Raw genomic sequence first — 24,442 nt, 5'->3', positions numbered from 1 at the left:
CGGTACGATACTTTTCGCTAGGGGTGCGACACGCTGAGAGTCCCACAAGGGGACGACCCTCACGACCTGACCTGGATAATACCAGCGTAGGGAAGCAGGAGCCACGAAAGCCCGCACAAGCAGCCGCACTCTTTAGCGAAAAAGGGGCGGCTTTTTGTTTATGGAGTAAGCTTCCTGGACTAATTCCCTAATCCCAGAAAGAGAGGGTTTGCATGACACCAGCCCAAACCACCACATCCAGTCCTTCGACACCATCATTACACGTCATTTCGGAGGAGCCCCGCATTCCTCTTTCTTCCCTATCGATTCAACCGTTTCCCGGCTCACAAAAAATATATCGAACCGGCTCGAGACCGGATGTACGGGTCCCTATGCGGGAAATTCATCAAACAAGCAGTCGGAGCATGCACGATGACACCGAAATTCAGAACCCGCCTGTCATTGTCTATGATACCTCAGGACCCTACACAGATCCTGGGATTCAGATTGATGTGCGCAAGGGCCTTCATCCCATCAGAAAGGACTGGATCGCCGAACGTCAAGACGTCGAAGCCTTGAAAGAGGTCAGCTCACGATATGGACGAATTCGTGCAAACGATCCCGCTTTGCAGGCCATCCGGTTCCATTTGCAACGCCCGCCACTCCGGGCGAAAGCAGGCCGTAACGTCACGCAATTGCACTATGCCCGGAAGGGAATCGTCACACCGGAAATGGAATTTATTGCTATCCGGGAGAACCAGGCACGTGAGGAGCGCCTATCCGCCCAACAGGGGACAGGACAGGCCTTCGGAGTGGTTCAACATCCTGGACAAAATTGGGGCGCGTCCACGCCCTCCTACATCACACCGGAGTTTGTCCGTGATGAAGTGGCTCGGGGACGGGCCATTATTCCCGCCAATATCAATCATCCAGAAATTGAGCCTATGATTATCGGGCGCAATTTTTTGGTAAAAATCAACGCCAACATTGGAAATTCTGCCGTTACGTCCTCTATTGAAGAAGAGGTTGAAAAATTAATTTGGTCTATCCGATGGGGAGGAGACACCGTCATGGACCTCTCCACAGGGAAAAACATCCACGAGACCCGTGAATGGATCATACGAAATTCCCCCGTGCCCATAGGGACCGTTCCCATATACCAAGCCTTAGAAAAAGTGGGTGGGAAACCAGAGGAACTGACCTGGGAAATCTTTCGAGATACTCTCGTGGAACAGGCCGAACAGGGCGTGGATTATTTCACCATTCATGCCGGTGTTCGCCTGGCCTATGTCCCGCTGACAGCCTCTCGGATGACCGGTATCGTCTCCCGCGGCGGGTCCATCCATGCCAAATGGTGCCTGGCTCACCATCAGGAAAACTTTGCCTATACGCATTTCGAAGAAATTTGCGAAATCATGAAAAGTTATGATGTGTCATTTAGCTTAGGAGACGGATTGCGACCGGGTTCCCTGGCGGACGCCAACGATGTGGCCCAATTTGCCGAACTGGAAACACTGGGAGAACTCACGAAAATCGCCTGGAAGCATGACGTCCAAGTCATGATTGAGGGGCCGGGACACGTCCCCATGCAACTCATCAAAGAAAACATGGACAAACAATTGGCGGCTTGTGACGAAGCCCCATTCTATACTCTGGGCCCCCTTACCACTGATATTGCGCCAGGCTACGACCACATCACATCCGCAATCGGCGCAGCCATGATCGGCTGGTACGGCTGCGCGATGCTGTGTTACGTCACCCCCAAAGAACATCTAGGGCTTCCTGACAAGGAGGACGTGAAAGCCGGAGTTATGGCGTACAAAATAGCGGCACATGCCGCAGATTTGGCTAAAGGCCACCCGGGGGCTCAACACCGGGACAATGCCCTCTCACAGGCACGGTTTGAATTTCGCTGGCAGGATCAATTCAATTTATCGCTTGACCCGGAAACGGCGAAGGATTTCCATGATGCCACGCTCCCCGCTCAGGGGGCTAAACTGGCCCATTTTTGCTCCATGTGTGGCCCGCATTTTTGTTCTATGAAAATTACCCAGGACGTGCGAGAGTATGCTGCGGAAAAACAATTGGCGGATGATGCCGCCCTGAAGCAGGGCATGCAGGAAAAGTCAGAAGAGTTCCGAAAAACCGGTGGAGACTTATATCGATAAAGCGGGATGGGTCAATGACGGAATCTGCAGGAAACCGGAGGAATTTGTACAGAGACAAAGTCCAAAACGTCATTGGCCTTTATGTTGGTTAAAAACGAAAAAATATTACCTGGAGCTCCCCTATGAATCCTATAAACATCGCTCCGTTACGAGAACGGGACATCACCCGTCACATTGCCCGGGAGTATTACAAAGAATTCGATGCACTGATTGAAAGCGATATCATTATAGTGGGCGGAGGTCCATCCGGACTCCTTTGTGCCCGCGATCTCGCCGCAATCGGCTTCCGGACTCTGCTCATCGAACAATCACTGGCTCTTGGTGGTGGCTTTTGGTCCGGGGGATTTCTCATGAATAAGGCCACGATTTGCGAACCGGCGGATCGGATTCTTGAAGAATTGGGCATACCCTTTAAACCGATTAAAGACTGCCCGGGCATGACCATGGTTGATCCTCCTCATGTGACCAGCCGGCTCATTTCCGCCGCTTACGAAGCCGGCGTGAAGATTATGAATCTCACAAAAGTGGTCGATCTTATTCTTCGGCAGGATCATCGTATCGAAGGTGTCGTTGTCAATAATTCCACTGTGGAAATGGCCGGTCATGATACCATTCACGTAGATCCCATTGCCCTTGAAAGTCAAATTGTGGTTGATGCTACCGGTCATGATGCCGTTGTGGTTAATCTCCTCAACCAACGTAATTTATATCAGAAGGTTCCGGGAAACGGAGCTATGTGGGTAGCGCGTTCTGAAGCATTAGTGGTAGAAAATACCCGTGAAATCTATCCCAATTGCTTTGTGACCGGCTTGGCCGTTGCTGCAGTTGATGGCAGTCCACGCATGGGACCGGCATTTGGTTCGATGTTGCTTTCCGGCCGACGTGCAGCTGAATTAGTCCAACACAAGCTCAAAGGCGAGTAACCGCTACTATTCCTGATAAACACAAAAAGGACTGTGCGGAACACAATTTCCCATGGATATTCAAGATTTTCTCGACCAGGGTGAGGGCAACGAAGAGGATAAGGTGGCAGCCTGGAACCTTTTTCAACAGGCCTATGAGCTCCAAATGAAGGGACAGCTGGAAGAAGCAGTTGATCTCTACAAACAATCCATCGACCTCTTTCCGACAGCCGAAGCCCACACATTTCTAGGATGGGCCTATAGTTTCATGGGACAATTGCAAGAAGCCATTGAGGAATGCCATCAGGCTATTCGGCAGGACCCTGAATTCGGAAATCCCTATAACGATATCGGGGCCTACCTCATTGAGCTCAACCAGCTGGAAGAGGCCATTCCTTGGCTTGAAAAGGCGATGAAAGCCAAACGATATGAAAACCCCTCCTTTCCTCATATGAATCTCGGACGGGTGTACGAACGACAAGGGGCATGGGACCAAGCCGTCGATTCCTACAAAAAGTCTCTGGCCCTTAACCCCGAATACAAGACAGCTAAGCAAGCGCTCATGCGCATTCTGACTCTCATGAACTAGCACAACAAAAAGGCCTTACCAAATGCCAGACACCAAAACAATTCTTGTGGCCGTGAGTGATATCTTCTTCTACACCAAAATACGCGATGCCTTTTTACCACAAGGCTACAAACTGGAACGCCTCCGCACCGGAGATGACTGGCAAACCAAAGCTCTTGCCAGCCAACCAATGGGCATCATTATTAACATGAACGATGACCGTCTTAATGCCTCCGAAATTGTGAAATCTCTCCGAACCCTTCCTCAAACACACTCCTTGCCCATTCTGGCCTTTGCCAATCATGAAGAGGTGCAAACCTGGAAACTGGCCAAAGACCTTGGAATTCAAAAAATTGTCTCGCGCAATGAGTTTTCTGCGCGGACACTCGCGCTGTTTGAGGAAATCACGGCGGCAACGACATCATGAAAACGCTACCTCTTCATAAGCAGCATGAAGCCCTAGGAGCCACGTTTCAACCATGTGGCGAATGGGAAGTCCCATTCCATTATGGGAATACTCTCTTAGAGTATGAATCTATTCATCGGCGGGCTGGGCTCGCCGACCTCTCCTTACGCGGAAAAATCATGGTCACGGGAGATGACCGGGTCACCTGGCTCCAAAGCCTCATCAGCAATGATATCCTTCCTCTCAAATCCGGGCAGGGCCGGTACTCTGCATTTATGAACCATAAGGGGAAAATGCTTTCCTATTTCCGGGTGTTTCGGCAAACCGAATCCCTGATCATTGAGGATGTTGGAGAGGTAGGGGATCTTACCTATCAAGCCCTTCGAAAATTTCTGCTCTATGGGACAAAAGCCAAACTTCACAATAGCCTGGAAAGCTGGGGCCTTCTCCTTGTGACGGGGCCGAAGGGTCCGGAGGTTCTTAAGAATGCCTTAAATTTGGAAGTGGGATCACTCCAGGTCTTAGACACCATCACCTTCACATTAGCTGATGCACAAGGATTTCTTGCTCGCACGGAAGAAACGGGTGGACAAGATTACGAATTGTTTATACCGATCGAAGCCCTTCCTTCGCTCTGGTCTCATCTCTTGAACACGGGAAAAGAGCTAGGCCTGCTCCAGGTCGGAAGGGAGGCACTAGAGACATCCAGGATTGAAGGTGGATTGGCTCGCCTTGGGCCGGACTTAAATGAAAAAATCGTTCCGCCAGAAGCCAATCTTGAGGGAATTGCCTTTAGTTTATCGAAGGGATGTTATCCGGGGCAGGAAGTCGTCGCCAGAATGGATACGTACGGATCGGTGAAGCGGCGAATGGTCGGATTAGTTCTTGAAGCGGAAGTCCCACAGCTACCCGAACCTGGGGCGAAACTTTTTAGTGGGACCCGGGAAGTGGGGTGGGTGTCCAGTTCCACCCACTCCCCTCTTGTGAAAAAACCGATTGCTCTTGGATTTCCATTACGAGATTTTACCCAACCGCAGACAAAACTGGAAATCGAGATCAGAAACCAGCGCTTTCCAGCGTCTGTCTGCGCCTTGCCGTTTACAGCCTCTTAATCAGCCTCGGGATTCCAAAAGAATTCTTCCGAAATCTGAAATTGATCAGGCTTTTTCGGGATGTCGGCCATGAGAGATTTTTTCCGCAAAAGACAATACCGCTGGACGATGTGCGTCGTTAAGCGCGAGAAGAATATGCGCCTCATCGCCATGCATCAGCCGGAGACTAAGAAATGATTCTTCCGTGCGTTTTTCCTTATTATCCCAAGTCCCGTCAATCAATTGAATTTTATCCAAATCACAGCAAGAAAAAACATCATACCGAAAGTACGAGTCCCCGATAACCATATCGAAAAGAACGTTGCCAGATGTCATAACCATCACGTTAAAACGCCCTTGATCTTCATACCCTTCCGGCAAAAATTCGTTGACATACAGAAGGTTAACCTTCCGACCTTTCAATGCCTGTTCAATCTTCGTGCTCAGAGCCGGATAATCGATTTGAAGAGCCCGCTCTTCCTGGCTCGTTGCGCGCAAAGCCATTTCTCTCGTTTGTTCAAATACATCTGTAGCAGTCAACACAGAATATGCTCCTTTCTTCCACGACACTATGACATTATGTCGAATTGGTTTGCCTAAACAGGGTGCCTACGATACCCGCCATTTGACAGAGAAAGCAAGAGAGCCAAACCCCTCTATTAGTGGCATCCACCTATAATTATTTTTTATCATGGCGTGAATTGATTGCCTTCTCAGCTCGCAGTTGGGCATACTTCGAATGGAAAATGTGGCCAGAGGAACCTTTAAGGAGAACCAGTTTATGGATGCCGATACGTGTCTAATTGGGGGATGCACCGAACCCCTCTACGCCCCTGCCGGGACTCAATCGTTATGCAAGGAACACTTTTTACAATTCGTCACGTGGCGCAGAAAAAAAGGGGGGCTGGGTATGTTTAAAAAATATTGCGCGTTGAATATGGAAGAACGGGACGTGATTGTTGAAGAATGGGCTAAAACGACATTCAGTACCTCTGCCTCTTGATCAGTCCTCTTTGCCCTTCACACGCGTTGAATCATGACCCCGATCTCCTGGCTCCTTTGATACCCATAGTGAGGAGAGCTCTCCTCCTACCTACGCCACCGAAGCAATACCCGCGCGTCGCCAGATACCCAATGGACGATTAAATCTTATTCCATAAGCGGTGAACCGTGGTGATGAATGATCTTCCACTCGTCTCCGATCCGCTCGAATAAATTGGTCGATACCACCTGGCTATTCTGTTCGTTCTCTCCCACCCGACTGGTGATGTTTTCGGTACAAATAACCCAGGCAACATCGGCGGCAACCTGAACCTGTACTTCCGTCAGTTCAAATTTCATTGAAAACGTATTATTGAAAATGACCACCCAGGAATCCCGAACCGCCGGCCACCCGACCCGGATGCTCCACCCTGGATGAATGCAGGTCACATACTCTTGATGAGCCCAAATAGAGTCCATCAGCGCAACATCCAGCTGTTCAAACCCTCGGTAAAACAATTCATTCATCTGTGTAACTTCCTCAATCCGTTCCTTCAGCATTCTGCGCTCTCTTTCTTCATTTTCGCCAATTTCCTGATCATGTGACCTTCACTAACATGGCACAGGATTGTCGATCAACCAACCAGACCCCAATCAGAATCAATCCTATCCCACTTATTTCTCTCATGCCAACCGGTTCACCCAAAATCATCACCGAAAAACACAACGCAGAAACCGGAATAAGATTCCCAAAAATTCCCGCTCTGGAAGGACCGACTCCTTTGACGCCGAGCAGCCAGGCCTGTTGACCCAATGCCGTGGCAAACACCATAACGTACAAAAGTGCCAGCCAGCCAGATACCGGAACCGACTCTACCCCTGCAACCAGAACTTTGTGGTTCAGGCTCAACAAAGGGATTTCAAACATCAACGAGAGTAGAAGAGTCGTCCACGTCACAGTCAGCGGGGAAAAACGTTCCATCGTTTTTCGGCAGCCAATCGTATATAAGGCCCAACTGACTAAGGCACAGACCACCAGACTCCCTCCCAATAAAGGATTGGAACCCAATCCATCCACCGCCCCGCGCCCGGAAATACTCAATACTCCCAAAAACGAGACGAGACAACCAAGCCAAATCACACGCAGGGGAATATCCTTAAGGATGAGCGAGGACAAGAATGCGGTAATAGCCGGGCTTGAACCTATAATGATGCCAGCTGCCCCTGCCCCAATAAATTGCAGACCAAAGAGCACGAACAAGTGATTGCCAAGGACCCCGATTCCTAGGAAAAAAAAATTTCGCCAATCTCTTCGTGAAAAAGAAACCGCCCCTTCCTTCCAGAGCCATAGAGGAATAAGGATCAGCAAGGCTCCTAATCCCCTAAAAACAGACGCCTCTACAGGCGAGAATGGGCCTAAAGCGACTTTTTGTGCAACTACCGACCCTCCCCAGACCACCGCAGCAGTCGTGAGGGCCGCGTAGGCGAAAAACGCTGAGGATCCCTGGCTAACATTTTTCATGGGGAGGCAAGTAAGAAAAATACGGAAGGGGCGGAAATCCCAATCCCATTGTCAGGCAAGACAACCCCTCTATCGAACGTACTCTGGGACGAGCCTACCAGGAGTACAACCACACATACAAAATCTTTCGCTCTACATGATTCAAAGATAACTCCTACAAATGCAAGTGCCCTCTCCAAGTTATGAGGAGGCATCGCTCCTATAACAATCGTCCATAGGTTCGTCAAGATCAGACCAAATTACAGTCTTCCGGAAAATATATAGAAATATATAATATACTCTTGATTTGGATGCTTATGGGCTTCAGCAATTTCTTAGAAAAGCTTCTGAGTAACCCTCAATTAACCGCGGGTCCGAATGGCTTATCGGATAGGTCTTCTGTCCGGTTGACGCAAAGAAATTTACACCGTTAAAATCGCCAAAGAGTTGATACTGTACCGCCCTCATGCCAAGACAAATTTCAATAAGAATCGTAGGTGTTGACTTCCTACAATTGACATGACGGTTTATCTGTCCCCTAAGGAGGAATTATGTCGTTGCTAATCACAGAAGAGTGCATTAATTGTGGTGCCTGTCTTCCGGAATGTCCAAATGAGGCAATTTTTGAGACGCGCAGTGCCGCGGAGGAAAAGGGCAATAAGGTCGGTGAAGGTCAGGGTGAAGGGGACACGGTGTACGTGATCACCTATGAACGCTGCACAGAGTGTGTCGGGCATTTTGATGAGCCTCAATGTGCGGCTGTTTGTCCTGTCGACGATTGCTGCATACCTGATCCAGAAATCCCTGAGACAACGGACACACTCCTGAATAAGGCCAAAGAGCTGAATCCTGACAAAGAAATCGACCCGGCCAAAGTTTGGGCCGGCGTTCGAAATTAACTCACCGGAAAAACACGACTCTGCAAAAAAAGCCCCTTCCGACTTTTCAAGGAAGGGGCTTTTTCTTTTGGGTTTCAACTAATGCTGAGTCCCCGCGCTGTATTTTCAGCTTACCTCTTCTAATTCATGGAGCCGAACAGCAATCAATTTCGAAACGCCAGGATCCTCCATTGTCACACCAAAAAGGGAGTTGGCAGTCTCCATGGTCCGTTTATTGTGCGTGATCACAATAAACTGAGACCGGTCCGCCATTTGGCGCAAAAATTGACCAAACCTGACCACGTTTGTTTCATCCAATGGCGCATCCACCTCATCCAACACACAAAATGGAGAAGGTCGAATGAGAAAGCTCGCAAAAAGAAGGGCCATGACCGTCATGGTCTTTTCCCCTCCGGAAAGCATGTTGAGACTTTTTAAGCGTTTCCCTGGTGGTTGGGCGACAATTTCCACACCTGGCTCAAGGTTGGGCCCTTCTGATTCCTGTCCTTCCTGAGTATCTTCTACTAAAATCAATTCGGCGCGTCCTCCAGCAAACAAGGCTGAAAAGACTTCGCTAAATTTCACTTGAAGCTCTTTAAAGGTCTCCGCAAACAGCTTATTGGTAGTTTGATTCAAACGCTGGATAATTTCCTGAAGTGATTGGATTGAACCGGCCAAATCTTCTTCTTGCGCTAATAAAAATTGATAGCGTTCTTCTAATTGAGCATGCTCCTCAATAGCAGCCAAGTTAATTGGACCGATACGCTCTAATTTTTTCCTGATACCCTGTAATTGCTCCCTCCACTGGCCGGTTTTTTCCTCAGAAGCTTGTTCTCTCCCTTCCAGACCTTCCGCGATCTGTCCGGCTTCCGGATGATTTTTGAGTTCATCCGTCGAAATTTCGTAAGTCATGGTGAGCGTTTCTTCTACAGCATGAAACTTCGCCCGAACTTCCGCCAAACGTCCCTCGATCGGAACACGGGACTTAAAGATGTGGCTCAATGTTTCGCGAGCCTTCCCGATCAGACCATCCAACCGTTTAACTTCCTCCATACATCCTGCATGTCGGTTCTGAAGCTCCAGTAATGTTCCGGCAATGGCCTCTTTCTGAATGTCCAATTCTTCAACCAACCCCTCATTCGTAAGGCGTTCTTCCTGACTTTTTCGGCTTTGCAGAAAAAGTTGTTCCAATTGTCCATCAATTTGTCGAATTCGGGTTTTCCGATGCTCTTCCTCCCGTTCAATTCGTTCAATATTAGCCTGCTCATGATCCCATTGAGACTTCAAAGCCTGGAAATTCATTCGTGTGTCATTGAGGCTTTGCAACATGTCCTGTCGCTCTTGGTCTATGGCATTAAGAGCATCCAACAGTTGACGAAGCGCCTCATCTTCATGGGCTCGTGTCCGATTGAGATGCTCAAGCCGGGTCTGAACCTCTACTTCTTCAACTTGCAACTGTCCCCACTCCTCCTCTTCCGCTAATCGATCCTGCTGAAGTGCATCCAACCGACGGAGGAGATCGGGAAGGGCCTTCTCTTTGCTAGAAGCCTCTTTTTGAATGGTCAACATCTGAAATTCCATCTCACGAATGGACAAAGTGGCTTCTTCGAGTTGTCGCGACAGGTCCTCAATTTCCTGTAGTAGAGACTTCCGGCTCGCTTTGGCTTCCTCCAACCCCACGGTAAGGGTGTTCAACTTTTCTTCCAATGTGAGAATTTCTCGCCGGCGACGTAATAATCCACCAGCTTCTCCACCAGACCCGCCACTGATGATCCCACCGGGAGACACAAGTTCTCCGTCCAAGGCCACTAAAAGCGGACCGCTCCCCTGGAACCAGGAATGTTCGGTCATGAGTTTTAACGCTCCAGACAATGACTTAACAATGACCGTATTCCCCAGCAACGCCTCAATCACAGGCTTCAACTCGCCCGGAACCTGAACAAAATCTACAGCCAATCCCCGCACTTCCGTGTTGTGCTGAATGACTTCCCACCAATCAGCTGGACGCTTTGGACCCTGTCGCGGAATATTTAAGGGGATAAAGCTGCCTTTTCCCCATTCATGTTGTTTAAATTGGGCAATGGACATTTCTGCTTCTTGGGACGATTGGACAATCCACGCCTGCAACCGCTCGCCGAGAACGGCTTCGATGGCTTTCTCAACATCCTCAGGCACTTCCATCCGTTCGGCCAACGCCTCTTGAATGGATGAACAGGCGACGCGAATGGAGGCTTTATCACCCTCACCATGGTGGCCATACCCTATTTCTTCCCGAAATACACTTTGAATGGCACGTAATTCAGATTCAGTGCCAGCGGCTTGGGTTTGAAGGTCGAGAATTTTTTCATCAAGCTCTTCCCTGGTTTCTCGCTGACTTTGCAGGTTAACCTCTAAGCGGTCCTGATTGTTCCGAAGCGCCTCAAGCTGACTTTCGAGCGATGAGCATTCCTGTCGAAGGGCTTCGCTTTCAGCTTGAAGGGTGGTTTGATCGTTCTGCGATTGAGAATATTCCACTGTCAGACGTTCGATCCGTCTGGCCATCGAACTCTGTCCTTCAGCAATACTTCGCAAGCGGTTTTCCTGATTCGTGTTTTCGACAGCTAAGGCCAGAATGGTTTCCCGGCCCTTGTCGACCTTCTCCGCAGTTTCTCGACGGCGAACGGCCAGATCAGCTATACCCCCCTCTCCTTCTTCCAACGTGACAGACAGAATCTCCATCTCGCACCGGATTTGGGCCAGCCGCTCTCTCAAGGCTTCCAACGAACCCGTGGCCTCCTGGCCCTCCCCATTCAACCGTGCTCGCTCCTCCATGACCTGTGCATGTTGCTGTTCATATTGATCAAGCCGGTTGCGTTCAATCTGAATCGCCGTAAACGCCTGGGACAGTTGTTGCTCAATCTCTCGAAAGCGGTCCTGCGCTTCCTTGAGAGTTTCGCTAGCCGACGTCAGCTCTAACTGCACGGTTTGGTGTTCGGCCACAAGTCGAGCCTCTTCAGCCAGACAGGAGAGTTCTTGGCTTTCAGATTCGTGTAACTCATTTTCAAACTGACACTGGTCTTGAAAAAACCGGCGAAAATCATGAGTCAACAACTGCACTTCAAGCTCTCGAGCTTCACGGAGAAAGGCCTGATACTCCTCTGCCTGTTTCGCCTGACGATTGAGCGTTCGAAGCTGGCCACGGACTTCTCCAAGAATATCCCGAACCCGCAAAAGATTATTTTCCGTACTTTGTAATTTTCGTAACGCTTCCGCCTTTTGTTTTTTATATCGAATAATACCTGCCGTGCCCTCAATAAATTCACGTCGTTCCTGTGGGGAGGCACTCAGTAACTGTTCAATATTGCCCTGTTCAATAACGGACTGCCCTCTGGTTCCCGCCCGGGCATTCCAGAGAAATCCTCGAATATCCTTAAGGCGGCAGGGAATCTTATTAAAATAGTATTCACTGTCTCCCTCGCGGTAGAGCCGACGGGTGATCATCACATCCGTTGGCTGATCGAGCCCTTCCAGGATGGCAGAGACAGGCTCCAACTCACGAGGCGTCACCTCGGAAAAAATAAGCGAAGCCTCGACCATTCCCATGGGTTTGCGTTGCTCCGTTCCATTAAAAATTACGTCTTCCATGCGCTCGCTTCGCAAACTCTTCACGCTTTGCTCACCCATTGCCCACAATATGGCATCCACGATATTACTTTTCCCTGTCCCGTTAGGACCGACAACAGCCGTTATCCCGTTAGGGAAATCTATTTTTGCCTCAGCAAAGGATTTAAACCCACTGACGACTAGAGTACGAAGGTACATATTCCCTCTCAGTATGGAATGGATGACAGGGCAGTAATTTGGCTCAATTCAGTACCATAAGAAGAAAGAAAAATCAAAACTTCCCACAAAATACTGTGGGTCCGACTATCGGCCTATTCAATATCTTGACATATTGCCAAAACTACGGTTCCTGTCAACCGGACCTAACCAAGGAGCCTCTCACGGGACATTCTCCACCCAGGAGAATTCCCCAAACAAACGGGTCGGATGGCTTCAATATATTGGAAAAGATAATAAGGAAGGATAAATTCGGAAAAGATACGGTCGCGCTCCTTCGGGAAAGCGGAAACCCATGGTAATTTATCGCGGGACTTTGGCCATCAGTAATTCTTTTGGAAGAAGAAATTCAACATTCTCTTCCACCACGGTCAACTCCTCTACTGATGTCGCACCATGCTCTTTCAAAAACTTAATGACCTGAGCCACCAACACTTCCGGAGCCGAGGCCCCTGCCGCAATGCCGATTGCGTTCACACCTTCCAGCCATTGAGCCTGAATATCCTGATAAGAATCAATGAGGTATGAAGGGATTCCACAACGTTCGCCCAATTCTCTTAATCGGTTGGAATTGGAGCTATTGGGAGACCCGATTACCAGAATGACATCAACAAAACGGGACAACTCTTTGACAGCATTTTGCCGATTTTGTGTGGCATAACAGATGTCTTCCTGATGTGGCCCCTTAATACCCGGGAACCGTCCATGCAAGGCAGCAACAATATCCCGACACTCATCCACGCTCAACGTAGTTTGGGTGACATACGACAGGTGAAGAGGATTTTCTACTTCTAACGAGTGCACGTCCTCAACAGAGGAAACTAAATGGAATTTATCAGGCACTTGCCCGAGAGTTCCGACGACCTCAGGGTGCCCCGCGTGACCAATCAGGATCAGCTCATACTCGTTGGAATAATCCCTGTTCACTTCGTTATGGACCTTGATGACCAGGGGGCATGTGGCATCAATCACTTTCAAATTTCGTCGCCTGGATTCTTCCCACACCTCTTTAGCCACACCATGTGCACTGAAAATGACGATGGCGCCATCAGGAACCTCATTCAATTCTTCCACAAAAATAGCGCCTTTCCCACGAAGGGACTCGACTACATGACGACTATGGACGATTTCATGCCGAACATAAATTGGTGCCCCGTAAGTCTTTAAGGACAAATCAACGATTTCAATCGCTCGATCCACTCCCGCACAGAACCCTCTTGGATTGGCCAGGAAGATTTTCAACACACCCTCCTTACTAAATATTTTTTTAGCTTAAGTAACCTATTCCATTCCTGTCTTTTGCGCACGATAGGCCAAATTGCCAGAGATCGTCAACACAATACCCAACCCGGCTTCTCCCTAACACAACGACAACACTAAGAAGGCGGTGTTACCCCCACCGAACCAAAGCTGTCCCCCAGGTAAGCCCTCCCCCAAAGGCTCCCAACATAACCCGATCCCCCGTCTTCAGTTTCTGGCTTCGGTTCGCATGATCCAACGCCATTGACAATGAGGCCGAAGAAGTATTTCCGACTTGCTCAATTATCGAGAGGCATCGCTCAGGAGGGACTCCGATATTTTCACAAAACTTAGTCAGCATGCGTCCATTCGCTTGATGGAAAATGACCTGGTCGAGCTGCGACGCATCCCATTTCTCGTGCGCCAAATGGTCACTGACCGCTTGACCTAAACGCTTAATTGCGATGCGAAACACCCGCGAACCCCGTATTCGCAAGGTGTGCGCATTGGATTCAAGGACACTTTGAGACAAAGGCTGACGGGAACCACCTCCGGCAATTTTGACCAGATCATGATATGCCCCGTCGGCGTGAAGTCGAATGCTGACAATGCCCATGTCGGAATTTGACGATCTCTCGACAATTGCCGCACCGGCCCCATCACCAAATAAAATAGTCGTACTCAGATCTTTGACATCCAGGGACCGAGATTTGATTTCCGAAGCCACGACGAGACATCGCCGAAACTGTCCGGCCCGAATGAAACAATCCGCCATGGAAAGGCCATAAAGAAACCCTGAGCAAGAGGCTGAGAGATCAAATGCCGGGATGCCCCTGATACCCAGCCGGGCTTGAAGCAAACAGGCCGTGGAAGGAAAAATCATCTCTGGAGAGGTGGAAGAAACCAGAATAGCGTCAAGATCTTCCGGGACCAAATCAGCCTGATCCAATGCCCTTCGCGTTGCCTGTTCCGCCAAAAACGAGCATTCCTCCTGCGAATCCGCCCAGAACCTGAACCGGATACCAGAAACGCGAAAAATATACGACGGCTCAATGCCTAAAAGATCGGCCACCTCTTGATTATCTACCTGACGACCAGGAAGAAAAGAGCCGGTTCCGATGATTCGAGAAGAAAGGTTGGCATTCATATACTCATAGCCTATCCGTTGAATTGACAATACATTGACTGTGGCAAATTATTCATCTTTAGCCAATATTGTGGTAAAAGGGAGACAATTTTGTAATAAAAAAATTAACACAGTCGCAACATTAAAGACTTTCTTTCATTGGTCCGAATCTTGTATAGATATGGGCTGTTTCATACCTCTATACCGGCTTTCACCACAATCATATGATCACAACACTGCCTGGAGTGACTAACCTGTGAAATTTCCGGCCAATTTTCGATCTCTTTTGCTCCCCTTCCTCACTGTTCTCATCATGATCACCGGATGCTCCTCAACACCCAAACCGACGGAGCACACCGAGACCCCATCGAAAAAAGAAGTGTCCTCAACAGACGAACAAATCTTCGTAGGTGATTCGGTAGAAATGAGTTACGATCCGAACGTAATCATGAAACGTGCCGAATCTTTTTTTGACAAGGAATCCTATGCGGAATCCATCGTGGAATACAAACATTTTCTTGACCTCCACCGAAACCACATATTAGCCCCTTATGCCCAATACAAAATTGGGATCAGCCATTTCAAACAATACCGGACCGTCGATCGTGACCCAGAGCCCTTGGAGCAATCGATTCAGAGTTTCGAGAAACTTCTTCAAGATTTTCCGGCAAGCCGCTATGAAACGGAAGCGAAGCAAACCATTCTGATTTGCCACGAACAATTAGCACAACGGCACTTGATGGTTGGGCATTTCTATCTCAAACGTGGTTCTTATCTCGCTGCTGCCCATCGATTCGAAAAGATCATCAAGGAGTTTCCTGAATTAGAAACTGCTGGGGATGCCATGTTCCATCTGGCAAAAACTTACCAAAATCTGGGCATCGAAGAATGGTCCCACGAATGGTTACTTACCCTGGTCAACGAACATCCCAACAACCCCTATCACTCAGATGGCCAAAAACTCTTGGCCATGCTAGAAAAAAAGAATCCTACCCTTCTCGCTTCCCTTCCTCCCGATCCCTCGCTGAATGAGGACAACACCCCCAATCCCTCGGTAATAGGACAACGCCCTAACAATCAACTCCTTGTAAGAACAATATCCCATACCCCGGAATCCCCATTGTTATCCGCAGCCACCGCCCCGAAAGTAACGCCGGCCATGCTAAGCGTCCCCACAACTTCGGAGCCGCAGCTCTCCAAGACAGCTTGTACAATTGGCACGTGGTGTGACTCACCATCCTCCTCAGCCACAACACCACCCATGCAGGTCTCGAGTAGCGCGAAATCCTGTAAAACGGGCGAATGGTGTTAACCCGCGACTTCCATACTTAGCTGAACCGTGTTCTCGAGTAGTCGTAGAGGCCAATTAGCCTCATTGGCCCAATTTCCCGTTATCCGCCGCAAGTACCTGTCCCACGAGATTCAATTCCTCTGCGATGTCAACGAAGGACATCCCGTTCCAAAATATTCATCGGGTAGACTGCTGACCGCTTGCGGAATGTGTTCCCAAAAAGACATTCCCACGCAAAATTCTACGGGCTTCCCAGACCCGACTCTTCTATAGCTTGATCATGCAATGCGATTGAGTGGGGGAGGCCAGCGTGTTACTGCGGCCTCCATGGAGATCCTCTGTGACCATGGGAGAATTCCGATCACGCGACGGTACCACGAGGGTTTTGCCGGGCAATGCGGCATTTTACCAGAATTCCCGGCCACTAGACTCTCAGCGGCCCGCCTACCAGAGGCCTGCAGATCACTAAGGGGATAAATCAGCCAGCATAGCCCTGAGGGTTCTCCCGTTGCCATCGCCAGGCATCCGCGCACATCTCACTGAGTCCGCGTTCAGCTCGCCAACCCAAAAGTGTGAGCGCCTGCTTCGGATCAGCATAGCAAGAGGCAATGTCACCGGGGCGGCGTGGTGCGATCTTGTAGGGAATCGGCTTGCCGCTTGCGGTTTCAAATTCCCGCACGATCTCCAAGACACTGTATCCTTTGCCCGTGCCAAGGTTTACCGTTAAGCATTCTTTCTGAACATCCAATCGAGCCAATGCCTCTAATGCTTTAAGATGCCCCAGTGCCAAATCTACGACATGGATATAATCCCGCACGCCGGTCCCATCGGGAGTAGGATAATCTGAACCCCATACGTTCAGGCGCTCCAGCCGTCCCACTGCAACCTGCGCCACAAAGGGTAACAAATTGTTCGGTATACCCTGAGGATCTTCACCAATCAGACCACTATTATGCGCCCCAACAGGATTAAAGTACCGCAAGATGCCGATCCGCCAGGAGGGATCGCTGCGGTGTAGGTCACGCAAGATCTCCTCCACCATCAGTTTCGTTCGACCATAGGGATTGGTCGCAGATAGCGGATGTTCCTCAGTGAGCGGAAGGCGTTGCGGATCGCCATATACCGTGGCAGAAGAGCTAAACACTAGTTGTTTCAGGCCGCACTCGCCCATGGCCTCCAACAGGCGCAGGGACCCGACCACATTGTTGTCATAATAGGCCAACGGTTGCTGAACCGATTCTCCCACCGCCTTGAGCCCGGCAAAATGGATGACTGCGGTCGCCCCGCTTTCGCGAATAGCCCCCACCAGTGCGGCGCGATCACGGCAGTCCCCGCGTATCCGACGAAGAGATTTCCCTGTGATACGCTGTACCCGCGCCAACGACTCAGGATGGCTATTAGAGAAGTTGTCAAAGACCGTCACATCACAGCCAGCATGAAGGAGCTCAACGCACGTATGAGACCCGATATAGCCGGCACCGCCGGTTACCAAAATCATTAAGAACGCTCCCGTTGAAATTGAGATAGCCCGCTGCCGTTTCTTTTCGTGTTCATCCTTCACACATCACGTAACGGAGGCTGTAATTCATCAATGATGGCAAGCCAACGATTCCGCGCTACAGAATCTCAAAAAATGTGGTGGGACCCTACACTGAGAAGAAAGATGCGTCAAGAAATAGATCGGTAAGGAATAGCGGTGAATTGAGGACCATCCATACATCTACCTGAGACCGGCGTCTCCAGGAAAAACAAGAACCTTTCCTAAATCCTCTGATTAATTCTTTCCCGTGTCCCCCTCAATGACCAAGGAAAGACCGTCGCCCCTCCGTGAATATTGTTTGCTCCAATATCCCCCTAAACCTGCTTGAGCTCACCATCATTCCGGAAACTATACAATCGAGTGGAAGACGAGGAAAGAACAAAGAGTGGAATAGGTCAGGTCGGTCAGGCCTTGTTATTGGCCGATGTACCAACCAATACCGTTTCGTTCAAGAAAACTGGTGATGAGTGTCAGAGAATCCGCATAAATCATGATGCCGACCATCACTAACAGCCCGCCGCTAATAAAGGACACCCCGCCCAAATAGGACCGAAGGTTTTTGAAGTAGCTCAAAAACGTATCCATCCCAAATGCAGTGAGAAAAAACGGAAGCCCCAACCCTACCGAATAGGCCGATAGGAGCATCACCCCGCTGGACATCGATTCCGTCGTACTGGCATAGGCCAGAATGGCCCCTAACACCGGTCCTACGCAAGGCGTCCAGCCAGCGGCAAATGCGGTCCCGATCAGAAAGGAACCCAGATAGCCGACGGGACGCGTCTCAAAATGCATCAGGCGTCGTTCGGTCATAAAGAAACTTAATTTCAAAATCCCAAGCAAATATAGCCCGAAAACAATGATCAAGACACCCCCGACTTTCCTTATCACGTCTTGATAGTCATACAACAATTGTCCCATCAGGCTGGCGGATGCCCCAAACGCGATGAAGACCGTGGAAAACCCTGCAACAAACAACAGCGCATTGAGGATAATCGCCGACTTAAATCGCTCCCGCTCTTCAGCTTTCGCGAGATTTTCCACCGAGAGCCCGGTGATATAGGACAGATAGGAAGGGACGAGGGGGAGGACGCAGGGGGAAACAAAAGACAATAGTCCGGCACTAAACGCCGCAAGCAAAGACACCTGGCTGATCGAATCAATCATATGGTTACATCCGTTGGGAAGACTCGGGAATCGACTCTTGAAGGACCTCGGCAATTCCCCTGCGAGCTTCGGGGCTGTTCCAATCACGGGAACCGAAGACCACCTGCCGGATGATGCCTTGACGATCGATTGCAAAGGTCATAGGGAGCGTACGTGCGCCATAGGTCAACCCTACCTCATAATCCTGATCATGCAAGATAGGAAAACTTAAGCCCATCGCCTCCTGAAAAGGCCTTGTCACGGCAGTGCCCTGTTGGTCAACGGAGACCGCCACAATTTCCAACCCTTTCGATCGCATACTGCGATACAAAGCCTCCATTGCGGGCATTTCAATCCGGCACGGCCCACACCAGGTCGCCCAAAAATTCAGCAACACCACTTTTCCCTTAAAATCGGAAAGCGAAACAGGCTTTCCTTTCATATCCATCAGGCGAAAATCCGGAGCGGGGGATCCCTTTGAAGGACGGGAAGCGACAGAATGGGACGATGGTGCTTCCCTAGTAGAGCTTTCAGAATAGCCGGAATCGCAGCCTAGAAGAAGACAAAAAATCCCCATCACTCCCAAAAAGAGTCCAGATTTCGAGAGGTAATGCCATGCGGCCCTCAATCCAAGTATGATTTTCAACTCACTGCCTCCACACAAAAGAATTCAATCATAACCCAATGCCCTAAACCGGCAAACTCCTTCAATCCTCATCATAAGACCCGGTAAATTTCATCGTCAACGCAATTCATTTCATACCAGTCAACCCACCAGGTTCATTTGGATCTTATGTGAACAGAGGCATAACCATTTCATATTTTTGAACAGGTTCGTAAATATTACAAGGTCTAGACGAAAACGGGAATGCCAAAGCTAACTTTAATTTTTCCGACAAGCCCTTACCCCGCTGTGTACGAAATCCCCCATCCTGCGGGGCTCGGGCTACTATGATCGACATGAGCCTAGCGACTGTTCCCAGCATCTTGTTGCATTCCTAGACAACCTCCAATACATTTCGTAGACTGCAAGGCTAACTTTTCCAAGTCTCTTACCATGACATGATCGCTATTCAGGTCAGCAATCTTTCCAAAGCCTACGGTTTCTATCGTATTTTTGAGGATCTGTCTTTTGACATTTATCCAGGAGAGTGCTTTGCCTTATTTGGCCCCAACGGGGCGGGAAAAACGACGTTACTCCGGATTTTAGCCACCCTCCAAGCGCCCTCTCATGGTCAGTTTACCATTTTTGGCCAGGATGGCGTGGCACAGAAGGATACCGTTCGAGAAATCATCATGCTGATCGCCCACGGCTCCCATTTATATGATGAACTGAGTGCGACCGAAAACCTCCAATTTGCCCTGGGCCTGCGGGGGCAAACCCCATCTCCACCTCAAATCAAACGGGCATTGGATCGAACAGGCATCGGGGCTTTTGCCGACCTCAAAATACGTCAATTTTCTGCCGGGATGAAAAAGCGACTGGATTTCGCAAAAACCATTTTGGCTCAGCCCCAACTCCTTCTGCTCGATGAGCCTTACAACGCCTTGGATCATGACGGGGTGGCTATCACCAACCAGCTTATTCAGGAAACGCTGGACCGCGACGGCACCGTGTTCATGACCACGCATGACCGTGACAAGGCCACCCAAATCGCTAGTCGGGGCGGAATTCTCAAAGGCGGACACCTTCAACTTCTCTCCCCTGAGCAACTCACCACCGATGCCATTTTTTAAAACAATTCGCTGGGTCGTCTGGAAGGACCTGATCAGTGAATGGCGGACACGGGAAACCATGTCGTCCATGCTGTTCTTTGCCCTCATTGTTATTCTGGTATTTAGCTTCAGCTTTTCCATGGACCAGGATGCGGCACGCCAATTGATCGCGGGAATCATCTGGGTCGCCTTTACTTTTACGGGCATTATCGGCTTAGGAAAATCCTTTACCTCCGAATTGCAAAACGATTGTCTGGAGTCCCTGCAAATGTGCCCCGCTCCCAAGGGTGCCATTTATCTCGGAAAAGTCGCGGCCAATTTCCTCTTCATGCTCTCAGTCGAAATCCTCTTATTTCCCCTGTTCGTCTTATTCTTTAATCTGGATGTCATTGAAGCCGTTGGAACCCTTTTGATCATATTTTTTCTGGCCACCTTGGGGTTATCGGCCGTCGGCACGCTCTTTTCAGCCTTAACCGTGCAGATTCGAGCCCGGGAAGTTATGCTCCCCGTCCTCCTTCTGCCCCTGGCCGTTCCGGTGATGATCGCGGCCGTAGAAGCCACACGCGGCGCCTTAAGTGGAGACCCATTTTCTTTTTACTCGCAATGGCTCCAACTCTTGATCATCTTTGACATAATTTTCACCGTCGTCTCATTCTGGTTATTTGAATTTATTCTCGACTCATAAATTTTGGTAGCAACTGAGAAAATCCTGCCCCTCGGCCCTTTCCCCTCAGGGGATATCTCCGCCTGCAGTATTAGCTCACCTCATATGGGGAAATGGGCATCGCCATTTTTCTGGTCATGCGGGCCAGGCAATTGGCGGGTTTTATTTTCAAAATGCGAAACGGGCCGTCGAATGTAATCGAAAAACCTTAAGCCCTTGTATAGTTGCACCCCATTTCATGCTCTACTCGTCTTAATGAGAATCAAGAAAACCAGGCCAATTTTATCTGTGCCTGATGTTTTAAATTCTGGATTCCTTTTTTATTTCAATACATTAATTTTTAAACATCCTGATTTCTTTGGACGAAATTCTCTGGACGAAAACTGCGTTGACCTGTTAGGCAGCGAGAACACATGTACGAGACATTCATTTCTTCTACAGCATTTGCATGTTAAAGGCACTCTTCTTTACTAAACGACTCGATACCAAATTCTGCATTCGCCAAGTAGAGCTATGGCTTGGGGTTGGTGGTATTCCAGCAAACCATCCCAGGTCCTCTCAAAGCTCTTTCAGTTGCAAGAGTAGTTGAGACAAGTTCCCAAAAAGCAAAGGTGGTCAATACTCAAAAGGTATCTTTTTCACAAGGGCATATTCTGCCTTGATTCTCCATTTTGAATGAAATGCAACATGAATCCCAGGGACAATCCGGCTGTCATAGGTCGTATTCCAATTTGATCTGTGGAGTTTTGGGTGACTTGGGTAATTGGCTGGTCAGTTGGCTCTTTCTTTTGGAAGAAACAGCCATGTACCCCGCCAGCTCTTTCCTATTAACTCTTTTTTGCCGCTTTAATCCCTGGCATTAACCTTTGGACGACAATTCGTAATGTGCAACGGATTCTACTGGAGCTACACCAAAAACTTGAGAGCCCAATCCTCTAACCTATGAATTGGCTTCAATAGGTCTGCTCCTTTTTGTTTTTAACGATCTAATTACCCTTCTTTCAGAATTAGCCCTTTCACCCTTCCCTCCGTCGGGTTATCCGTTTTACAATGCCCAACATGATCAATCGCATTATTCGTCAGATTCAACGCTATAAAGGATGGTTCGGCGGAGGAGCCGCTCTTTGCATCTTTGTAGGCTTGTATATCGGCTTGCTCGCCTCACCGCCTGATTATTATCAAGGGGAACTGGTCCGGATCATGTATGTGCATGTGCCACTGGCTCACACAAGCACGTTGGCCTATTCCGTATTATTTTTCGGGAGTATCTGGTATTTGTGGAAGCGGGATCCGCTTGTGGATAACATGTGCCAGGCCTCGGCAAGCATTTGTGCCCTCTTTACCTCCCTTGCCCTCGTCACCGGTTCGATCTGGGCCAAGCCCACATGGAACACCTGGTGGACCTGGGACCCACGTCTCGTCTCGTTTACGGTGCTCCTCCTGATTTTAGGGGGGTACATCATGCTCCGGCGCCTCGTGGATGACCGGGTGCAGGGTGGCCGCTATGCAGCAATTCTGGCTATTGTCGGAGGCATCGATCTGCCCATCATCAAATTTTCGGTGGAATGGTGGAGAACACTCCACCAACCCATGTCGTTCTCCACCAGAGGAGTCAGCATTTCAGAAGACATTCTGGTCCCCCTGACGTTAATGAGCATCGGCTGTTGGTTATTGTTTGCCTATATGGTAATGGTCCGCACTCAAATTTTGTACTTGACTGATTTATTGCATGCCAAAAAAGGACGCTTTCTCAGTCAAACCCATTTTTCTCAGACGACTTCATGACCGGGTTATATACACGCTGGGCGTTGATTCTGGGGGCAACCCTCCTTCTCGCCATCCTGACCTATCAGCACTACCAGCAACACTTATCCACCTTGTCCATGGGAATGCTCCTGAGCAGTCCTCCGGTTACCCAACCGGTCAGGATACAAGGGATGGTCAAAAGTGGTACCTTGCAGGGTGACGTGGAACATGGTCAGGCCACATTTGAATTTGTGGATGGGGATGCCAGCCTTGCTGTGGAATACCACGGTCCTCCACTGGAAAACATTCGCGAATTGAAAACCCTGGTTCTCATCGGGCGCTGGGACGGCCAGGCACAGGTTTTTCGCGCGCAGGACACCGCATTGATTAATAATTTTGGATTTGTGGCCGCCGCCTACCTGATTTCCGTCCTGGCATTGGGGTGGATGGTATTTGCCATGAGCCAAAGAGTCATGGTTTTATTTAAAGAGATCAAGGAATCTAAACTTTACGAACCAGAGGCAGACTCCCTTGGGCACAAAGAATAAAAAGATCGCCATCATCGTCAGCATCCTCCTGGTTGCCGGATCACTCGGCTATCTTGCGTTTGGAAATTTCGGTGAAAATATCGTGTACTTCGTCACGCCCTCCGAGGTGAAAGCCTTTACGGCCGAAGCCTATAACAAAAAAGTTCGTGTGGGTGGAATGGTGGTTAAAGGTAGCCTCAAAACCCAACCCGAGCCGGTGGGTCTGACGTTTGAGCTCACAGATGGTGCCACTACTATTCCTGTCGCGTTTCAGGGAATTCCTCCAGACCTGTTCAAGGAGGGACAAGGGGCAGTGGTGGAAGGCCAATGGCGGGACGGCCGGACGTTTCATTCCACGATGATCATGGCCAAGCATTCCGAGGACTACATGCCCATGGAACTCAAACGCGCGGGTGTGGAGCTTCCCAAAAAAGATTTTATGAAAACCCTCTCACCGTAAGACTGTCTGCCATTCTCCATGATTATTGAAATTGGACATTTTTCGGTCATTGTGGCCCTCGTGCTGTCAGTCTTTGGCATGGCCAGCGCCGTATTGGCCCTCCAAACCCGCAACCCCGATTGGGCCCGCTCCGGGCGCATGGCCATCACCCTCATCTTTGTTCTGCTGGGAGTGGGCATGCTCTCCCTGGTCTATGCCTTTATCATACGGGACTTCTCGGTTCTCTATGTCGCCAACAATTCCAATTCGAAACTCCCGTTTTTTTACACTGTCGCGGCGGTCTGGGGTGGGCATGAGGGCTCGCTCCTGCTCTGGGTCTTTATTCTTTCCGTCTTCAGCACTCTGGCCGTCTGGCTGCATTGGCGCACCCAGCCCGCCATCATGCCGTATTTGATTGGCGTGGAATCCGCCATCATCTTCGGTTTTTTATGTTTAATTATCTTTCTCTCCAGTCCGTTTGAACGTCTCCTCCCCGTCCCTCTCGATGGCAAGGATTTGAATCCATTGCTGCAAGACCCGGCAATGGTCATGCACCCCCCCATGCTCTATATGGGTTATGTGGGCTTTTCCATTCCATTTTCCTTTGCCATGGCGGCATTATTTTCCGGGCGATTGGGAGAGGAATGGATCAAGGTCACGCAGCGATGGAGCATGTTTGCCTGGATGTGCCTAACGACCGGCATTCTGCTCGGCGGCT

At 49.5% G+C, this 24,442-nt stretch carries 23 protein-coding genes and 1 riboswitch; of the genes, 14 read left to right on the top strand and 9 right to left on the bottom strand.

Translation table 11 applies throughout. The features are described 5' to 3' along the window. The first annotated feature begins 9 nt into the window (after nt 1-9). Nucleotides 10-110, top strand: a riboswitch (TPP riboswitch). A gap of 102 nt (nt 111-212) precedes the next feature. The 5 genes from thiC (at nt 213) to H6750_18950 (ending at nt 5,135) form a co-directional block, all read left to right on the top strand. Then, entirely contained in the window at nt 213-2,147 is a 1,935-nt protein-coding gene (gene thiC / locus H6750_18970; GenBank protein ID MCB9776390.1) for a phosphomethylpyrimidine synthase ThiC, read from the top strand. A gap of 122 nt (nt 2,148-2,269) precedes the next feature. Next, nucleotides 2,270-3,070 (top strand): thiazole biosynthesis protein, encoded by an 801-nt coding sequence (locus H6750_18965; GenBank protein MCB9776389.1) that lies wholly within the window; start codon nt 2,270-2,272, stop codon nt 3,068-3,070. A 52-nt stretch (nt 3,071-3,122) separates the two neighbouring features. Further along, on the top strand, nt 3,123-3,638 hold the full coding sequence (locus H6750_18960; GenBank protein MCB9776388.1) for a tetratricopeptide repeat protein: 516 nt from the start codon (nt 3,123-3,125) through the stop codon (nt 3,636-3,638). Nucleotides 3,639-3,660: 22 nt separating this feature from the next. Further along, a complete protein-coding gene (locus tag H6750_18955) occupies nt 3,661-4,044 on the top strand; it encodes a histidine kinase (GenBank protein ID MCB9776387.1) in 384 nt (127 codons plus the stop codon). Beyond that, entirely contained in the window at nt 4,041-5,135 is a 1,095-nt protein-coding gene (locus H6750_18950) for an aminomethyl transferase family protein (protein MCB9776386.1), read from the top strand. The genes H6750_18955 and H6750_18950 overlap by 4 nt, the downstream gene beginning before the upstream one ends. A 45-nt stretch (nt 5,136-5,180) precedes the next feature. Here the strand turns inward: H6750_18950 and H6750_18945 are convergent, their stop codons facing one another. Then, nucleotides 5,181-5,618, bottom strand: coding sequence for a hypothetical protein (locus H6750_18945; protein ID MCB9776385.1), 438 nt, complete (start codon nt 5,616-5,618; stop codon nt 5,181-5,183). Between the two features lie 277 nt (nt 5,619-5,895). Between H6750_18945 and H6750_18940 the strand changes: the two genes are divergently transcribed. Then, nucleotides 5,896-6,117: a hypothetical protein gene (locus H6750_18940; GenBank protein MCB9776384.1), complete on the top strand. Its 222-nt coding sequence runs from the start codon at nt 5,896-5,898 to the stop codon at nt 6,115-6,117. Between the two features lie 146 nt (nt 6,118-6,263). Here the strand turns inward: H6750_18940 and H6750_18935 are convergent, their stop codons facing one another. Together H6750_18935 and H6750_18930 are read right to left on the bottom strand one after the other, a co-directional pair. Continuing rightward, nucleotides 6,264-6,656: a nuclear transport factor 2 family protein gene (locus tag H6750_18935; protein MCB9776383.1), complete on the bottom strand. Its 393-nt coding sequence runs from the start codon at nt 6,654-6,656 to the stop codon at nt 6,264-6,266. A 37-nt stretch (nt 6,657-6,693) separates the two neighbouring features. Continuing rightward, entirely contained in the window at nt 6,694-7,617 is a 924-nt protein-coding gene (locus tag H6750_18930; GenBank protein MCB9776382.1) for a DMT family transporter, read from the bottom strand. Nucleotides 7,618-8,147: 530 nt separating this feature from the next. Here H6750_18930 and H6750_18925 point away from each other — a divergent pair. Next, complete coding sequence (locus tag H6750_18925; protein ID MCB9776381.1) at nt 8,148-8,495, top strand: 4Fe-4S dicluster domain-containing protein; 348 nt, start codon at nt 8,148-8,150, stop codon at nt 8,493-8,495. Between the two features lie 105 nt (nt 8,496-8,600). Here H6750_18925 and smc read toward each other — a convergent pair whose 3' ends face one another. From smc to H6750_18910, 3 genes are all read right to left on the bottom strand, one after another. After that, nucleotides 8,601-12,275, bottom strand: coding sequence for a chromosome segregation protein SMC (gene smc / locus H6750_18920; GenBank protein ID MCB9776380.1), 3,675 nt, complete (start codon nt 12,273-12,275; stop codon nt 8,601-8,603). 321 nt (nt 12,276-12,596) lie between these two features. Further along, entirely contained in the window at nt 12,597-13,535 is a 939-nt protein-coding gene (gene ispH / locus H6750_18915) for a 4-hydroxy-3-methylbut-2-enyl diphosphate reductase (protein MCB9776379.1), read from the bottom strand. Between the two features lie 148 nt (nt 13,536-13,683). After that, nucleotides 13,684-14,679, bottom strand: coding sequence for a ketoacyl-ACP synthase III (locus tag H6750_18910; GenBank protein MCB9776378.1), 996 nt, complete (start codon nt 14,677-14,679; stop codon nt 13,684-13,686). A 235-nt stretch (nt 14,680-14,914) separates the two neighbouring features. Here H6750_18910 and bamD point away from each other — a divergent pair, with 235 nt between their 5' ends. Next, on the top strand, nt 14,915-15,970 hold the full coding sequence (gene bamD, locus H6750_18905) for an outer membrane protein assembly factor BamD (protein MCB9776377.1): 1,056 nt from the start codon (nt 14,915-14,917) through the stop codon (nt 15,968-15,970). 457 nt (nt 15,971-16,427) lie between these two features. Here the strand turns inward: bamD and galE are convergent, their stop codons facing one another. The 3 genes from galE to H6750_18890 all read right to left on the bottom strand — a co-directional run bounded on the left by galE (nt 16,428) and on the right by H6750_18890 (nt 19,209). Next, a complete protein-coding gene (galE, locus tag H6750_18900) occupies nt 16,428-17,447 on the bottom strand; it encodes a UDP-glucose 4-epimerase GalE (protein ID MCB9776376.1) in 1,020 nt (339 codons plus the stop codon). 456 nt (nt 17,448-17,903) lie between these two features. Beyond that, the gene (locus H6750_18895; protein MCB9776375.1) at nt 17,904-18,653 is read right to left on the bottom strand and encodes a cytochrome c biogenesis protein CcdA; all 750 of its coding nucleotides are present in this window, start codon (nt 18,651-18,653) and stop codon (nt 17,904-17,906) included. Between the two features lie 4 nt (nt 18,654-18,657). Further along, a complete protein-coding gene (locus H6750_18890) occupies nt 18,658-19,209 on the bottom strand; it encodes a TlpA family protein disulfide reductase (protein ID MCB9776374.1) in 552 nt (183 codons plus the stop codon). A gap of 485 nt (nt 19,210-19,694) precedes the next feature. Here H6750_18890 and ccmA point away from each other — a divergent pair, with 485 nt between their 5' ends. The 6 genes from ccmA to ccsA (H6750_18860) all read left to right on the top strand — a co-directional run. After that, complete coding sequence (gene ccmA / locus H6750_18885; GenBank protein MCB9776373.1) at nt 19,695-20,369, top strand: heme ABC exporter ATP-binding protein CcmA; 675 nt, start codon at nt 19,695-19,697, stop codon at nt 20,367-20,369. Then, nucleotides 20,356-21,033, top strand: a complete 678-nt coding sequence (locus H6750_18880) for a heme exporter protein CcmB (protein ID MCB9776372.1) — start codon at nt 20,356-20,358, stop codon at nt 21,031-21,033. Before ccmA ends, H6750_18880 begins: the two co-directional genes overlap by 14 nt. Nucleotides 21,034-22,071: 1,038 nt before the next feature. Beyond that, nucleotides 22,072-22,797: a cytochrome c biogenesis protein CcsA gene (gene ccsA, locus H6750_18875; GenBank protein MCB9776371.1), complete on the top strand. Its 726-nt coding sequence runs from the start codon at nt 22,072-22,074 to the stop codon at nt 22,795-22,797. Continuing rightward, nucleotides 22,794-23,306: a cytochrome c maturation protein CcmE gene (locus H6750_18870; protein MCB9776370.1), complete on the top strand. Its 513-nt coding sequence runs from the start codon at nt 22,794-22,796 to the stop codon at nt 23,304-23,306. The genes ccsA (H6750_18875) and H6750_18870 overlap by 4 nt, the downstream gene beginning before the upstream one ends. Further along, nucleotides 23,290-23,745: a cytochrome c maturation protein CcmE gene (gene ccmE, locus H6750_18865; GenBank protein MCB9776369.1), complete on the top strand. Its 456-nt coding sequence runs from the start codon at nt 23,290-23,292 to the stop codon at nt 23,743-23,745. Before H6750_18870 ends, ccmE begins: the two co-directional genes overlap by 17 nt. 18 nt (nt 23,746-23,763) lie before the next feature. Then, the coding region (ccsA, locus tag H6750_18860; protein ID MCB9776368.1) for a cytochrome c biogenesis protein CcsA at nt 23,764-24,442 on the top strand (679 nt) is incomplete at its 3' end.

The sequence above is a fragment of the Nitrospiraceae bacterium genome (assembly GCA_020632595.1).
Taxonomy (GTDB): domain Bacteria; phylum Nitrospirota; class Nitrospiria; order Nitrospirales; family UBA8639; genus Nitrospira_E.
The sequence above is the reverse complement of the archived record's forward strand: the minus strand, read 5'-3'. Positions and strand labels throughout refer to the sequence as shown.